Raw genomic sequence first — 16547 nt, 5'->3', positions numbered from 1 at the left:
ACCGCAGATCTCAATCCTCACTCGTTTCCTTGATGAGGTGCGCCGCCAACGTCCGCAATGGCCCAAGCTGACGGCAGATCAACGCCAACTGCGTCTGCACCAGCCGTTGGCCTTCATCGATTTCGTCCGGCATCTGTTCAAGCGTATTGGCCAGTGCCTCTTCCTCATCGCTCTGAATCGCAATCGGCAGTTTGCTCGCCAACCCTTGGGCAATTTCATCGATGCTGGCGGCCAGTCTCACGCCGGCACCGTCGATCAAATGCTCGCGCACGTCGGGCGGTAGCTGGGTTTCCCGGTGTGCGCCCAGTCCGGACAAATAACTGAGCAAGGTGTGCGACAGCACCAGGAAGCGAAAACCGACATCCGCCTCCTTACGGAAATGCCCCGGCTCCATCAGCATGTTGGCGAGCGTCGTCGACAGTGCCGCGTCGGCGTTGTGCGCATTGCGTCGGGCCAGGCGATACGCCAGGTCGTCGCTTTTGCCGACGGCGTATTGCTGCATGATCTGGCGCAGGTAAATGCTGTTGCAGGTCAGGGTGTTGGCCAGCACTTTGTTCAGGCGTCGGCCCTGCCAGTCCGGCAGGAACAGGAACACCGCCAACCCGGCGATCAGGCTGCCGAGCAAGGTATCGAACAACCGCGGCAAGAACAGCCCGTAACCATCCCCGACCTGGTTGAAGCAGAACAGCACCATCAAGGTGATCGCGGCCGTCGCCAAGGTGTAGCGGGTGGTGCGGTTGATAAAGAACACCACCCCGGCGGCGATCGCGAAGCACGACTGGACCAAGGGATTCGGAAACAGATCGAACAACGCCCAGGCCAGGGTGAGGCCGATGGCGGTGCCGATGATTCGTTGGCCGAGTTTGCGGCGGGTGGCGCCGTAGTTTGGCTGGCAGACAAACAGCGTGGTGAGGATGATCCAGTAACCCTGAGACGGGTGGATCAAATGCACCATCCCGTAGCCGATGCTCAAGGCCAGGGGCAAACGCAGTGCGTGACGGAACAGCAATGAAGTCGGTGTCAGCTGCGTGCGTAACCGAATCCACACATCTTTGAGGCTACGCGGCGAACGGTCGAGCAGGCTGCTGTCGGTGGCATCGGCCAAGGCGTCGGGATTGCTGGCGTCGCTGAGCAAACGATCGAGCGTGCCGAGGTTGGCCGCCAGTGCCCGCAACGACCGCAACAGTCCGCGCCACGCCGGGTTGCTCTGAACGCGCAAATGTTCGAGAGAGGCGTGCAGGTCGCTCAGGGCTTCGGCGAAGCTGGCGTCATAGATGAACGGCTGGCGCATCTGGATCGACTCGGCCAGCGCCCGGCAGGCCTTGCCTTGCTGGCGCAGCAGGCGCTGGCAGCGGAACATCACGTCGCTGTGAAAGAAGGCATCGGCCAAGGCGTTGTAAGGGTAGTGCGAGGAACTGGCGCGCTCGTGGATGTCCTGAGCGAGGAAGTACAGCTTCAGGTAACGGCTGAGTTTCGAGCCCGGTCGACCGTTGCCGACCCGGTGCAGGATGATTTCTTTGGCGGCGTTCAGTGCTGCCACGACACGGCCGTTTTGCTGCGCCAGTTCCAGTCGACGCGCTTCCACGTCCATCTGCCGGATCGGCTCGAACAGCAAGGACTTCAGCTTCAGGTAGTAACCCAACTCACGGAACAACCGCGCCAGGCTTTGCTGCACCGGCTGATTGGAAAACATCGCCTGCCACAGCACCGAGAGCAAACCGTACCAGGCTGCACCGGCCACCAGCAGCACCGGCTCGTGCCAGAAATCGGTGACTGCACCGCCGCGCTGGTCCACGCCGATCATGGTATAGACCGACAGAATCAACGTCGCGGAGGCAATCGCGCCATAGCGTTCACCCAAGGCGCCGAGCATGGTCAGGCCGAAACTGGCCAGGGCCAGGGCGATGACAAAAACGACGGGGTAGGGGAAGAGCAGTTCGACGGAGAGGGCGGCGACGCTGAAGCACACCAGCGTCACGGCCAGTGCGTTAAGGCGGCCTTGCCAACTGTCGTCGGTCTCGGCCAGGGCGCTGGCGATGATCCCGAGGAACAGCGGGATCAGCAGCCCCATTTCATCTTTGTACCAACACAGCGCCATGCTGCCGGTCAGGGCGATGAACACTCGCACGCTGTAGCTGAATTTATCCAGCGCCCAAAGGCGACGCAGAGACTGACTAAACGGGGTCGATGACATGAAGTGCGAGGGCCTTCCGAGGCAATGACGCTAAATTGAGCCAGTAATGACGCTGACGCAATGGCGCCGATCACATCTGACAGCAAAATCTGTTCCTTCCCTGTTCTTACACTGCAACGCAATCCCTGTAGGAGCTGCCGCAGGCTGCGATCTTTTGATCTTGATCCTGGAAAAACAAGATCAAAAGATCGCAGCCTCGTTTCACTCGGCAGCTCCTACAGGGATTGCGTTTGGGGGATTAGACGTATTGCGCGGCGGCGTAACCCGAGGCCCACGCCCACTGGAAGTTGAAACCGCCCAGATGCCCGGTGACGTCGAGCACTTCGCCGATGAAATACAAGCCAGGGCTTTTCAGCGATTCCATGGTCTTGGACGACACCTCGTTGGTATCGACGCCGCCCAGGGTCACTTCAGCGGTGCGATAACCTTCAGTGCCGGCCGGAACCACTTTCCAACTCGCCAGTTTTTCCGCGATGTCGGCAATTTCTGCATAGGTGTACTGCTTCATCGGTTTGGAGGCGAACCAGTTATCCGCCAGCAGGTTGGCCATCTTCTTGGTGAAGATTTCCCCCAGCAGGGTTTTCAGCTCGCTGTTCGGGCGTTCGGCTTGCTGCTGTTGCAGCCAGCTCGGTACGTCGTGGTCCGGCAGCAGGTTGATTTCTACCGTGTCGCCGGATTCCCAGAACGATGAAATCTGCAAAATCGCCGGACCGCTGAGGCCGCGGTGGGTGAACAGGATGTTCTCGCGGAAACTCTGCTCATTGCAGCTCACCAGGCAATCCACCGACGTACCGGACAGTTCGGTGCAAAGCTCCTTGAGCTGATCGGTGATGGTGAACGGCACCAGCCCTGCGCGGGTCGGCAGCAAGTCGTGGCCGAACTGCTTGGCCACCTGATAGCCGAAACCGGTGGCACCCAGCGTCGGGATCGACAAGCCGCCAGTGGCGATCACTAACGATTCGCAGGTGATCTGATCGAGGGTGGTTTGCAACAGGTAGCCGCTTTCCATTTTCTCGATGTGCTGGATCGAGGTGTCCAGGTGCAGGCTGACGCCGACCTGATCGCACTCGTTGAGCAGCATGTCGAGGATGTCGCTGGATTTGTTATCGCAGAACAGCTGGCCGAGTTTTTTCTCGTGGTACGGCACGCCGTGTTTGGCGACCATGCCGATGAAATCCCACTGGGTGTAGCGGGCCAGGGCGGATTTGCAGAAGTGTTCGTTCTGCGAGAGGAAATTGCTCGGTTCGGTGTACATGTTGGTGAAATTACAGCGGCCACCGCCCGACATCAGGATTTTCTTGCCGGCCTTGTTGGCATGGTCGAGCAACATCACCTTGCGCCCGCGCCCGGCGGCAGTCAGCGCACACATCAAACCTGCGGCGCCAGCGCCAATGATCACGACTTCGGTAGAGCGCAAAACGGTGTCCTCTTGATCTGTCACCACAAAACTAACTGTGGGAGCGGGCTTGCTCGCGAAAGCGGTGTGTCAGCCAACATCAATGGCGACTGACAGATTGCATTCGCGAGCAAGCCCGCTCCCACAGGGGATCTTCGTTGGGTCGAAGAATCCTTACAAAATCCGCACGCGCAGCGAACGGCCTTTGATCTTGCCGTCGTTCAGACGCTGCAAGGCTTGCTTGGCGATCCCGCGCTCCACAGCCACATAGGCCTGGAAGTCGAAAATCGCGATCTTGCCAACCTGAGCGCCGGGAATGCCAGCATCACCGGTCAATGCGCCAAGAATGTCGCCCGGACGAACCTTGTCTTTACGGCCAGCGCCGATGACCAGCGTACTCATCACCGGCAGCAGCGGAGCGCCGCCCTGGGATTTGAGGTTGTCCAGCTGATCCCAGCTCAACGGCGAGTTCTGCAGTTGCTCGATGGCTTGGGCGCGGTGGGCTTCGGACGGTGCGACCAGGCTGATCGCAATCCCTTTCTCACCAGCACGACCGGTACGGCCAACACGGTGGATGTGGATTTCCGAATCCCGGGCCAGTTCGACGTTGATCACCATGTCCAGCGCATCGATGTCCAGACCGCGAGCGGCGACGTCAGTGGCGACCAGCACCGAGGTGCTGCGGTTGGCGAACATGGCCAGCACCTGGTCACGGTCACGCTGTTCCAGATCGCCATGCAGGCCGACGGCGGAGATGCCTTTGGAGGTCAGGTGATCGACGGTTTCCTGAACCTGCTGCTTGGTGAAGCAGAAGGCGACACAGGATGCCGGACGATGATGCGCGAGGACTTTGACCACGGCGTCCATGCGCTCTTCCGGGGAAATCTCGTAGAAACGCTGCTCGATCTGCGTGTCGTCGTGGAACGCCTCGGCCTTCACGATCTGAGGGTTGCGCATGAACTTCGCGGCCAACTGCTTGATGCCCGTCGGGTACGTGGCGGAGAACAGCAGGGTCTGGCGACGCTCCGGGCACTGGGCGATGATTTCTTCGATGGAGTCGTAGAAACCCATGTCGAGCATGCGGTCGGCTTCGTCGAGGATCAGCGTGTTCAGGCCATGGAGCACCAGCGAACCTTTGCGCAAATGCTGCTGAAGGCGGCCCGGGGTGCCGACGATGATGTGCGCGCCGTGCTCCAGAGAGCCGATCTGTGGGCCGAAGGACACGCCGCCGCACAGGGTCAGGATCTTGATGTTGTCTTCGGCGCGGGCCAGACGACGGAGTTCCTTGGCAACCTGATCCGCCAGCTCGCGAGTCGGGCAGATGACCAGCGCCTGGCAACCGAAGAAGCGCGGATTGATCGGGTTCAGCAGGCCGATACCGAAGGCGGCGGTCTTGCCGCTGCCGGTCTTGGCCTGGGCGATCAGGTCCATCCCCTTGAGGATCACCGGCAAGCTTTGCGCCTGGATCGGCGTCATCTGGGCATAACCGAGGGAGTCGAGGTTAGCCAGCATGGCGGCGGACAGCGGCAAAGTATTAAAAGCGGTGGCGATGGTGGTCACGGGACTGGCCTGCAAAACAAAATGTCGCGCAGTGTACCAGTCTCGCTCTCTTCACCTGCAAATTCTGGACGAATAGTCGTAGCAGCTGCCGAGGCACGAGGCTGCGTCGGGCTGCGAAGCGGCCCCCGAGGGCGGTCCTGCGGACACGCAACGCAGCCTCGTGCCTCGGCAGCTGCTACAGATCAGTGCTCTATATCGTGCTCGCGGCTGACCATCCGTCGGCCATCCTTTGGTGAAAGCTGGGAGAAGATCGTCGCAGCCAGCATCGCCATGATTCCGACCGTTACAAAGGTCAGCTGGAACGCGCCCAGCACCGTGTCCACACCGTCGTTGCCGATCTCTGCGGTAAAGCCGCCGAGCAAGGCGCCGGCGCAGGCAACCCCGAGGCTCAGGGACAATTGCGCGACCACCGACAACAAGCTATTGCCGCTGCTGGCGCTGGCATCGTCGAGGTCGATCAGGGTTACGGTGTTCATTGCGGTGAACTGCAGCGAGTTGATCGCCCCCAGAATCGATAGCATCACCAACAGCAGCCAGTACGGCGTTTGTTCGCCGACCAGCCCCATGCTCGCCAGCATCAACCCCAGCGCCAACGTGTTGCCGGTCAGCACGATGCGATAGCCCAAGCGTTCGATCAGCGGCCGCGCCACCGACTTGGCGACCATCGCTGCCGCCGCCAGCGGCAACATGCTCATCCCGGCCTGGGACGGTGAGTAACCCAGCGCCACTTGCAGCAGCAATGGCACGAGAAACGGCAGGGCGCCGCTGCCCAGTCGGGCGAACAGGTTGCCGAGGATGCCCACGGCAAACGTCCGGGTCTTGAACAGTGACGGCGCGAACAACGGGTTTTCGATGTGCCCGGCCCGCAACCAATACGCCGCCAGACACGCCATGCCGCCGAACAGCAGCAACATCACGCGCAAGTGCGGCAGGTGCAGTTCGCCGAGGCCTTCCATGGCGATGGTGATCAGCACCATCGCCGCACCAAACAGCAAAAAGCCCAGGCTATCGAAGCGGGTGCGTTCAGTGCCGCGCAGGTCGGGGATGAATTTCCACACGGCGTAGCAACCGACAGCGCCGACCGGCAGGTTGATCAGGAAGATCCAGTGCCAGGTCAGGTATTCCACCATCCAGCCGCCCATGGTCGGGCCGATCAACGGGCCGAGCAGGCCGGGAATGGTGATGAAGCCCATGATCCGCACCAGATCCGAGCGCGGGTAGGCACGCAGCACCACCAACCGCCCGACCGGCAACATCAGCGCGCCGCCCAGGCCCTGAATCACCCGTGCGCCAATCAACATGCTCAGGGTGCTCGACAGTGCGCAGAGCAACGAGCCGAGGCTGAACAGCAGGATCGCGCCGAAGAAGATTTTCTTGGTGCCGAAACGGTCGGCGATCCAGCCTGAGGCAGGGATCAGCAAGGCGACGGTGAGCATGTAGGCGATGATCACGCCCTGCATGCGCAGCGGGTCTTCGGCCAAGTCGCGGGCCATGGCGGGCAGGGCGGTGTTGAGGATGGTCCCGTCGAGGGATTGCATGAAGAACGCGATGGCGACGACCCACGGCACCCAGCGGGCGGTGACAGCGTCGAGAGGCGGGCGGTTGGGCATGGGACCTCTTGTGGGTTGAAGTTAATGCAAAATCACTGTGTCTCACGGTCCATGTGGGAGCGGCGGTGCGGCGATCCGACTTGCTCGCGAAGAGGTCATCACATCCAACATCAATGTTGACGGATCCATCGCTTTCGCGAGCAAGCCCGCTCCCACAGGGCCTTCTGTGTACCGTGGGATTGTGCTTACAGGGTCAGGGTCAATCGGCTCACGAGCGCCCCCGGCAACAACGCCGAGGCCGTGGCCCGCTGGCTGTAGGTGCTGGCCGACAACATCAGCTCACGCTCCTCGGTCAAAGCCTCCAGCTGCGAACCCAACAAACTGTAAGCACTGTCATCGAACCGCATGGTGCTCACCGGCGCCTGAATCTCGCCGTTCTCGACCCAGAAGGTCGCAAACCGCGTCATGCCGGTCAGGCGTGCCGCCGGCTGATCGGAGTAGTTCAGGTACCACAGGTTGCTGATGTACAAGCCAGTGCCCAGTTGCTTGAGGATTTCAGCCTCAGGCAACGTACCGGCCGCCATGTTCACTGCGCTCGGCATTTCACCGCCGCTGGCGCCGTTGGCGGTCAGGCCGTACTCGGCCGCACTGCGTGAACTGACCATCTGCGCGCGGGCTTTGCCGTTGACGATCAACCCAAGATCGCTGCGCGGATAACCTTCGCCGGAGAATGCCGGGCTCAACGAACCGCTGACTTTTTCATCAACGGACACCAACGGGCTGAACGCACTGTCGCCCGCGTAAAGCTTCTGCAGCGGGCTGTTTTTGCTGGCAATCGACTGCGCCGAGAAACCACCCCAGCCCAGCATGTCCATGATTTCTCCCAGGGCTGCCGGCGCCAGATAGGCGCGGTACTGACCGGGCGCCAGGGTGTGTTGCGGTCTGCCGAGAAACGCCAACTGCTCGCGTGCTTGCGCAAAGCGCTTGGCAAACCCTTCGCTGTTCCAGTCGTGCCCGGCGTAACTGGCTTTCACCGCCTGGCCGTTGTCATGGAACAGGCTGAAGTCGAAGTTGAAGCTGTTGGCCTGATGCCAGCCGAACGCGCCTGAAGAACTGGCGAAGCCGCGACTGATCGGGCCGGCGGCGTAGAAGCCGACCAGATCCAGCCCTTCGGCGGCCTGGGTGATTTCAGCGACCACTTGCTCGGTGTCCGGCAGCGGGTGATCCTGAACGTTCTTGCTCTGCCAGCCGTTGTGGTTGAGCAACAGGTACGGATCCTGCGGCAGCAGCGGCAAGGTTTCGCGCAACTGTTGCAGACCTTCGGCCAGACGCTGAGTATCGACTTCAGCATCACCGGACAGCGTGATGTTCAGGTCGGCGTGGCGCCCCTCGTTGATCAGTTTGAAACCGACGCTCGCCTGTTGCACCTGCCCGGCCTGACGGACCTTGGCGTGGTTGAAGCGCACGAAGGCCGAGGATTCGGCGGCGTAACTTAGAGTGAATTGCTCCGGCTCGCGAATCGCATCGCGCAGCCAATTGACCAAGGCCTTGAACGCATCGGCCTGACTTTTCGACGTGCTCATCAGGCATCCCCCCCAAACACATCAACGTTGCTGAACACGCAGGCCGGCGACGCATGGCCGACGCGGATCACCTGGTTCGGTTCGCCCTTGCCGCAGTTCGGTGTGCCCAGGACCTTGAGGGTGCTGGCGTCGCCGACGGCGCTGAGGCTTTTCCAGAACTGAGCGGAAATCGCCCGGTAGTTGGGGTTCTTGACCACGCCTTTGAGTTCGCCGTTTTCGATCAACTGAGCCCATTCGCAGCCGAACTGGAATTTGTTGCGCGCATCGTCGATGGACCACGAGCGATTGGTCGACATCATGACGCCGTGTTCGATGTTGCCGATCAGTTGCTCCAGCGGTTGATCGCCGGGCTCGATATTCAGGTTGGCCATGCGATCGATTGGCGGACGGGCCCAGCCGCAAGCGCGGCTGTTGGCGACGCCTTCCATGCCGGCACGGAATTGCGACAGCGCGCCGCCCAGTGGGCGCAGCAGCAAACCTTCTTTAATCAGAAACTGTTTGCTCGCGGCGGTGCCGTCGTCGTCATGACCGTAACTGGCGAGTTGTTCGGGAATGTCCGGGTCGAAGGTCACGTTCAGCAGTTTGGAGCCGTATTGCAGGCTGCCGAAGTCTTCTGCCTTGACGAAACTGGTACCGGCGTAATTGCGCTCGTCACCGAGGATGCGGTCCAGCTCCAACGGGTGACCGATGGATTCGTGGATCTGCAGCATCATTTGGTCCGGCATCAACAGCAGGTCGCGCGGGCCTTGCGGGGTGTTCGGCGCCAGCAGCAATTGCAGCGCCTGATCGGCGACTGTCGGGCCTGCACCGACCAGGCCGCAGCGGCTGATCACGTCAAAGCCGCCTTGTTGGCCGAAATTTTCGCGGCCCAGGGTGCGGGTCTGGCTGTCGTTGCCGTCGTAGGCGGTGACTTGCAGGCTCGGGTAGACGAACCGCTGGGCCTGGCGCAGTTCGGCGCCGGCGCTGTTGAGGTAGATCTGTTCGACATTGGTGATGCCGATGCTCACTTCCCAGTTCACCAGTCGCTCATCCTTGGGCACGGCGGCGGATTCGGCACCGAGCAGTTGGTAGCAATCGCTCAGGGACGGGAAGGGCTGGTCGAGGTTCGGCGAAAAGTAGTCGGCGCGGTCGCTGGAGACGGCTTGCTCGCGCAGGTCGAGCAGAGCGTGGGGCTTGAGTCGGCGGGCTTGTTGCTCGGCTCGCTCCAGCGCGGCTTGCAGGCCGGATTGGGAAAGGTCGTTGGTCGCGGCGTAGGCTTCGACGCCGTTGACCCGAACGGTCAGCATCGCGCCTTCGTCACGGCTCAGGCTGGGAGGTTCAGCGACATTCTTGCGCACCGACAGGTACTGACCGGACTCGCGCACATAACGCAGCGAAAAGAATTCAGCGCCCGTGCGCAAGGCAGCGAAGCGCTGCTTGAGCTGGGGGTGGAAATCGAACATTCGGGAACCTCCTTGGTATGGAGTGGCGGTGTATCGATGTTGCGAGGGGGGTGAAACGTCTGCGTGGCGCTAGATTAGGCCTGCGTGGGGGGTAGGATCAAGCTTGGAGAGGTGTAGGAAAAGATTACCCGAGGTGGGTCAGAGGGAGATGTGGTGTCTGGCCGGGCCTCTTCGCGAGCAAGCCCGCACACACATTTGATCTCGGGTGTTCACAAATTTTGTGTTCACTGGAGATCTCCTGTGGGAGCGGGCTTGCTCGCGAAGGGCGCACCGCGGTGTAACTGTCTTACTGCGCGGTAGGACTCACATCACGCAACGGCTTGCCACGCACTGGCGCATCGCCGGCCACGAAGTAGGCGGCCTTGCTACGCGGCAATGGCTTGCGGCCACGGATCTTGTCGGCGATTTTCTCGGCGATCATGATCGTCGGCGCGTTCAGGTTGCCGGTGGTGATGATCGGCATGATCGAGGCATCGACCACACGCAGGCTCTGCATGCCGTGCACACGACCTTCAGCGTCAACCACCGCCATTTCGTCGGTGCCCATCTTGCACGAGCAGGACGGGTGGAACGCGGTTTCGGCGTGTTCGCGGATGAACTGGTCGAGCTGTTCATCGGTTTGCACGTCGATGCCCGGGCTGATTTCGCGGCCACGGAACGCGTCCAGTGCAGGCTGTTGCATGATTTCACGGGTCAGGCGGATGCCGTCACGGAATTCCTGCCAGTCCTGCTCGGTGGCCATGTAGTTGAACAGGATGCTCGGGTACTCGCGCGGATCCTTGGACTTGGCCTGAATCCGACCACGGCTCGGCGAGCGCATGGAACCCATGTGCGCCTGGAAGCCATGCTCTTTCACACCGTTGCTGCCGTTGTAGTTAATTGCGACCGGCAGGAAGTGGTACTGGATGTTCGGCCAATCGAATTCTGGACGGGTACGGATGAAACCGCCGGCTTCGAACTGGTTGCTGGCGCCGATACCGGTGCCGTTGAACAGCCACTCGGCTCCGATGGCCGGCTGGTTGTACCAGAGCAGCGACGGGTACAGCGAGACCGGTTGGGTGCAGGCGTATTGCAGGTACAGCTCGAGGTGATCCTGCAGGTTTTCACCTACGCCCGGCAGGTCGTGGACCACTGGAATGTCGAGTTTTTTCAGCAACTCGGCCGGGCCGACGCCGGAACGCTGCAGAATCTGCGGCGAAGCGATGGCGCCGGAGCACAGCAGCACTTCTTTGCGGGCGCGGGCTTCAACGCGCTCTTCAGCGGCGCCGATCAAGTAACGCACGCCGACCGCACGCTTGCCTTCGAACAGAATCTTGTCGGTCAGGGCGTGGGTGACGATGGTCAGGGTCGAGCGCTTCTTGGCGATGTCCAAGTAACCGCGAGCGGTGCTGGCGCGACGGCCGTTCGGCGTCACGGTGCGGTCCATCGGGCCGAAACCTTCCTGCTGGTAACCGTTGAGGTCGTCGGTGCGCGGGTAACCGGCTTGAACGCCGGCTTCAACCATCGCGTTGAACAGCGGGTTGTTGCCGGCTTTTGGCGTGGTCACGCTGACCGGACCTTCGCCACCGTGATAGTCGTTCGCGCCGATGTCACGGGTTTCAGCCTTGCGGAAATACGGCAGGCAGTTCAGGTAGTCCCAGTCTTCAAGACCTGGCAGTTTGGCCCAGTTGTCGTAGTCCATCGCGTTGCCGCGGATGTAGCACATGCCGTTGATCAGCGAGGAACCCCCCAGGCCCTTGCCGCGACCGCATTCCATCCGGCGACCGTCCATGTGTGGTTCTGGATCGGTTTCGTAGCCCCAGTTGTAGCGACGACCTTGCAGCGGGAACGCCAAAGCGGCCGGCATTTGCGTGCGGAAGTCTAAACGGTAGTCCGGGCCGCCTGCTTCGAGCAGCAGGACGGTGACGCCTTCGTCTTCAGTCAGACGGGTCGCCAGGGTGTTACCGGCCGAGCCGGCACCGATGATGATGTAATCGAATTCTTGGGACATTGAATGCACCCTCTTTGAAGTTGGTCAGGTCGCCTGTAGCAGCTGCCGAGGCACGAGGCTGCGTTGGGTCGCGCAGCGACCCTCTGAGGGCGGTCCTGCGGACACGCAACGCAGCCTCGTGCCTCGACAGCTGCTACCGGGTATTCAGCCGGGGCTTAGAAAACCGAGGCGTAATCGCCCAGTTCGACCTGTACCGATTTGATGCGTGTGAAGTTGTTCAGCGAGCTGATGCCGTTCTCACGGCCCACGCCCGACTGCTTGTAACCGCCAACCGGCATCTTGGCGTCGGACTCGCCCCAGGCGTTGATCCAGCAGATACCGGCTTCCAGTTGATGAATCACGCGGTGAGCGCGGTTCAGGTCCTTGGTGACGACGCCAGCGGCCAGGCCGAAGTCGGTGTCGTTGGCACGACGGATCACTTCTTCTTCGGTTTCGTAGGTCAGGATGCTCATCACCGGGCCGAAGATTTCTTCGCGAACGATGGTCATCTCGTCGGTGCAGTCGGTGAACACGGTCGGTGCCACGAACGCGCCTTTGGCGAATTCGCCTTCGGTCAGACGGCTGCCGCCGCACAGCACGCGAGCGCCTTCTTCCTTACCTTTGGCGATGTAACCCAGCACGCTTTCCATGTGGGCGAAGCTGACCAGCGGGCCGAAGTTGGTGTTCTCGTCTTCCGGGTTGCCAACGCGGATGCGGGCAACGCGCTCAACGATCTTTGCTTCGAGCGCGGCTTTCAGGTGGCTCGGTACGAACACGCGAGTGCCGTTGGTGCAGACCTGACCGGAGCTGTAGAAGTTGGCCATCATGGCGGTGTCGGCGGCGCGATCGAGGTCGGCGTCGTCGAAGATGATCAGCGGGGATTTGCCGCCCAGTTCCATGGTCACGTCTTTCAGCGACGAGGCGGAAGCGCTGGCCATTACCTTCTTGCCGGTGTCGGTGCCGCCGGTGAAGGAGATTTTTTCGATGCGTGGGTGCTCGGTCAGCCAGGTACCGACTTCACGGCCGCTGCCGGTCAGCACGTTGAACACGCCAGCCGGAACGCCGGCTTCGGTGTAGATTTCGGCCAGTTTCAGCGTGGTCAGGGAAGTGACTTCGCTTGGCTTGAAGATCATCGCGTTACCGGCCGCCAGGGCTGGTGCGGATTTCCACAGGGCGATCTGGATTGGGTAGTTCCACGCGCCGATACCGGCCACGACGCCCAGCGGCTCGCGACGGGTGTAGACGAACGAAGTGGTGCGCAGCGGGATCTGCTCGCCTTCGATGGCCGGCACCAGACCTGCGTAGTACTCCAGCACGTCAGCGCCGGTGACGATGTCGACGTACTTGGTTTCGGAGAACGACTTACCGGTGTCCAGTGTTTCCAGGGCAGCCAGTTCATCGTTGCGCTCGCGCAGGATGTCGACGGCACGACGCAGGATGCGCGAACGCTCCATGGCGGTCATCGCAGCCCAGATTTTCTGGCCCTTTTCGGCGCTGACGACGGCGCGCTCAACGTCTGACTGGGTCGCACGTTGTACGGTTGCGAGGACTTCACCGTTAGCCGGGTTGATGGCTTCGAAAGTGGCGTCGCTGCTGGCGTCACTGTAGCCGCCATCGATGTAGAGTTTTTGCAGTTCGAAACGGGCCATATAGTCCTCGCAAGAGCATAAGTTGGTTGGCGGTAACCACTGGGCGTGCCTTATAGCTTGGGCAACGCTGGTCAGTGGCGGTTCAGGTGCTGAGCGGTTCTGTGTGCTCTAACTCACCTGCTTGGCCAGTTGGAAATCCATGTATTCGTAAGCGATCTGGTGCGCCTGCTCGGTGTCGAAAGCATCTCCCGACAACGCGCCGCGCAACCACAAACCGTCGATGAGGGCTGCCAGGCCCCGGGCTGCACTGCGCGCGGTATCGAGCGGCAATACACGGCGGAACTGGCAGCACAGGTTGGAATACAGACGGTGATCGTTGATCCGCTGCAACCTGTGCAAAGACGGGTGGTGCATGCTGGTGGCCCAGAAGGCCAGCCAGGTTTTCATTGCCGGGCCATTGACCTGGCTGGCGTCGAAGTTGCCTTCGATAATCACCTGGAGGTGGGCCCGCGGGCTGCTGTCCTCCAGCGCCTGACGGCGCGCGGTGACGTTCTCGCTGAGGACGCTCATCAGATACTGCGCCGTGGCAGCGATCAGGCCGTTCTTGTCCTGAAAGTAATGACTGATGATGCCATTCGAGACACCGGCCAAACGGGCGATCAGCGCAATGCTGGCGTCCCCCATTCCGACCTGATCTACCGCCTGCAATGTGGCTTCGATCAACTGCTGGCGACGGATGGGTTGCATACCGACCTTGGGCATCTTGCACATCTCCTTAGGCCTTCCGGCGGACGTAAAACGTCTATCGGATTGAAGGCCAGTCTATTTTGTTTTGATTGAACGTTCAATCAACAAAGAATAAGATCTGCGACAATTCGTCGCTGCCTACAGGTTTTTCCTACATGTAGTTGGCGGAAAAACGACATCCGAAAACGCTCGAAACCCACGCGCTATGGCGCTCCCGGGCTTCGGGCTTTTTTCGGGGTGTCTTTATATCACCCGCTGGTCGGCTGCCAACTAAGCGATTGGTCGGGTAACGCGTTGCCTTGTGTTCTTCTCTCGCACTGCCTGGAGCATCTGTGCCATGAGTTCTGCCTCTCTTATAAAGACCCCACCCGAGAAGGTGACGGTCAACGGTTGGGTGTTCTACACCTCTACCGCGTTGATCCTGTTGTTGACCGCCATTCTGATTATCGCCCCGCAAGAGGCTGGCAGATTGCTCGGTATTGCCCAGGCCTGGTTGTCCCGCAGCTTCGGCTGGTACTACATGGTGGTGATCGCCGCCTATTTGGTATTCGTCGTCGGCTTGGCGTTTTCGTCCTACGGCAAGCTCAAACTGGGCAGCAAAGACGACACCCCGGACTTCAGCTATGGCGCCTGGGCGGGGATGCTGTTCTCGTCGGGTATCGGCATCTCGCTGTTGTACTTCGGTGCTTCCGAGCCGCTGGACCACTACTTCAACCCGCCAGAAGGCGTGGCCGCCAGCAACCTTGCCGCCCGTCAGGCGGTTCAGCTGACGTTCCTGCACTGGGGCCTGCATGGCTGGGCGATCTACGCATTGGTCGGCCTGGCCGTGGCGTACTTTGCCTACCGTCATAACCAGCCGCTGGCGTTGCGTTCGGCGCTGTATCCGCTGGTGGGCGAGCGTTGGGTCAAAGGCGCGGCCGGTCACGCGGTGGACGGCTTCGGCATGTTCGTGACCCTGCTGGGGCTGGTGACCAACCTGGGGATTGGTTCGTTGCAAGTGTCGTCGGGGCTTGAAAACCTGTTCGGCATGGAACACAGCAATACCAATCTGCTGATCGTGATCATCGTGATGAGCACCGTGGCGACTATCGCTGCCGTGTCCGGCGTGGAAAACGGCATCCGCCGTCTGTCCAACCTGAACATCGTGCTGTTCAGCGGTCTGTTGATTTTCGTGCTGTTGTTCGGCCCGACCCTGCACCTGCTTAACGGCTTCGTGCAAAACATTGGCGACTACCTGAACGGCGTGGTGCTGAAGACTTTCGACCTCTATGTGTACGAAGGCGACAGTGAGAAGTCCGACCGCTGGTTGGGTCTGTGGACCGTGTTCTATTGGGCTTGGTGGATTTCCTGGGCCCCATTCGTCGGCATGTTCATCGCGCGTATTTCCCGTGGTCGCACGGTGCGTGAACTGGTGGCCGGCGTATTGCTGATTCCACTGGGCTTCACCTTGGCGTGGCTGTCGATCTTCGGTAACTCGGCCCTGGACCTGGTGATGAACCATGGGGCGGTGGAGCTCGGCAAGACGGCGCTGGAGCAGCCGTCGATGGCGATTTACCAGTTGCTGGAGCATTACCCTGCGTCGAAAATCGTGATCGGCGTGTCGATCTTTGTCGGTTTCGTGTTGTTCCTGACCCCGGCGGATTCCGGCGCGGTGATGATGGCCAACCTTTCGTGCAAGGGCGGTAACGTCGACGAAGACGCCCCGCACTGGCTGCGGATCTTCTGGTCGGCGGTGATCACGCTGGTGACCATCGGCCTGCTGTTCGCCGGTAACTTCGAAGCCATGCAAACCATGGTGGTGCTCGCCGGTCTGCCGTTCTCGGTGGTGCTGGTGTTCTTCATGTTTGGCCTGCACAAGGCCATGCGCCAGGACGTGCAGATCGAACAGGAGCAAGCGGAGCTGGCTGCGCGCGGTCGTCGTGGTTTCAGCGAGCGTTTGACGCAGCTGGACTTGCAGCCGAATCAGTCGATTGTTCAGCGTTTCATGGACAAGCAAGTCAGCCCAGCGCTGGAAGATGCAGCTGTGCAATTGCGTGCTCAGGGTCTGGATGTGCAGACGTTGCTGGGCAAGTCGAAACGCTGCATGGGCGTGCGGATCGAGATGGAAGAGGGCAACCCTTTTGTCTACGAAGTGAGCCTGGACGGCTATCTGGCAGCGGCGAGCGACATGGTTTCGGCTGAAAGTGCTGATGAGCCCCGCGCACGTTACTACCGCGCCGAGGTGTACCTGCACAATGGCAGCCAGGACTACGACTTGATGGGCTTCACTTCGGATCAGATCACCCGTGATGTGCTCGATCAGTTTGAAAGCCATCGGCAGCTCCTTGGCCGGGTCTATAGCTAAAACTTGATAGGACGCGGTGTTTCGATCTGAAGCACCGCGTCGTGTTCTTCGCGAGCAAGCCCGCTCCCACATTTGATCTGAGTCGTTCACAAATCCAATGTGGGAGCGGGCTTGCTCGCGAAGGGGCCATCAGCTTCGACGCCGCATTACCCGATGTCCCGATAAACAAAAAC

The 16547-nt window shown here is 60.9% G+C and carries 10 protein-coding genes; 1 reads left to right on the top strand and 9 read right to left on the bottom strand.

The window, feature by feature from the left end:
- Positions 1 to 10: 10 nt before the first annotated feature.
- The 9 genes from yccS to betI form a co-directional block, all read right to left on the bottom strand.
- Complete coding sequence (yccS, locus tag E3W21_RS14580) at positions 11 to 2194, bottom strand: YccS family putative transporter (RefSeq protein WP_134420596.1); 2184 nt, start codon at positions 2192 to 2194, stop codon at positions 11 to 13.
- A 238-nt stretch (positions 2195 to 2432) separates the two neighbouring features.
- Complete coding sequence (locus E3W21_RS14575) at positions 2433 to 3611, bottom strand: NAD(P)/FAD-dependent oxidoreductase (protein ID WP_134420594.1); 1179 nt, start codon at positions 3609 to 3611, stop codon at positions 2433 to 2435.
- Between the two features lie 153 nt (positions 3612 to 3764).
- Entirely contained in the window at positions 3765 to 5150 is a 1386-nt protein-coding gene (dbpA, locus tag E3W21_RS14570) for an ATP-dependent RNA helicase DbpA (RefSeq protein WP_129440455.1), read from the bottom strand.
- Between the two features lie 182 nt (positions 5151 to 5332).
- On the bottom strand, positions 5333 to 6760 hold the full coding sequence (gene mdtD / locus E3W21_RS14565) for a multidrug transporter subunit MdtD (RefSeq protein WP_134420592.1): 1428 nt from the start codon (positions 6758 to 6760) through the stop codon (positions 5333 to 5335).
- A gap of 185 nt (positions 6761 to 6945) precedes the next feature.
- A complete protein-coding gene (locus tag E3W21_RS14560) occupies positions 6946 to 8283 on the bottom strand; it encodes a TldD/PmbA family protein (protein ID WP_134420590.1) in 1338 nt (445 codons plus the stop codon).
- Positions 8283 to 9725 (bottom strand): TldD/PmbA family protein, encoded by a 1443-nt coding sequence (locus tag E3W21_RS14555; protein WP_134420588.1) that lies wholly within the window; start codon positions 9723 to 9725, stop codon positions 8283 to 8285. Before E3W21_RS14555 ends, E3W21_RS14560 begins: the two co-directional genes overlap by 1 nt.
- A gap of 286 nt (positions 9726 to 10011) precedes the next feature.
- A complete protein-coding gene (gene betA / locus E3W21_RS14550; RefSeq protein ID WP_134420586.1) occupies positions 10012 to 11715 on the bottom strand; it encodes a choline dehydrogenase in 1704 nt (567 codons plus the stop codon).
- A 155-nt stretch (positions 11716 to 11870) separates the two neighbouring features.
- Positions 11871 to 13343, bottom strand: coding sequence for a betaine-aldehyde dehydrogenase (gene betB, locus E3W21_RS14545; RefSeq protein ID WP_134420584.1), 1473 nt, complete (start codon positions 13341 to 13343; stop codon positions 11871 to 11873).
- Between the two features lie 108 nt (positions 13344 to 13451).
- Positions 13452 to 14045 (bottom strand): transcriptional regulator BetI, encoded by a 594-nt coding sequence (gene betI, locus E3W21_RS14540; protein WP_129440466.1) that lies wholly within the window; start codon positions 14043 to 14045, stop codon positions 13452 to 13454.
- Positions 14046 to 14424: 379 nt separating this feature from the next.
- On the opposite strand from betI, the gene E3W21_RS14535 reads away from it, so the two are divergent.
- Positions 14425 to 16374 carry a BCCT family transporter gene (locus tag E3W21_RS14535; protein WP_256661576.1) on the top strand — a complete coding sequence of 650 codons (1950 nt, stop codon included), beginning with the start codon at positions 14425 to 14427 and terminating at the stop codon, positions 16372 to 16374.
- Positions 16375 to 16547: the final 173 nt, after the last annotated feature.

It is taken from the genome of Pseudomonas sp. F01002 (assembly GCF_004402115.1).
Lineage (GTDB): Bacteria > Pseudomonadota > Gammaproteobacteria > Pseudomonadales > Pseudomonadaceae > Aquipseudomonas > Aquipseudomonas frigoris.
The sequence above is the reverse complement of the archived record's forward strand: the minus strand, read 5'-3'. Positions and strand labels throughout refer to the sequence as shown.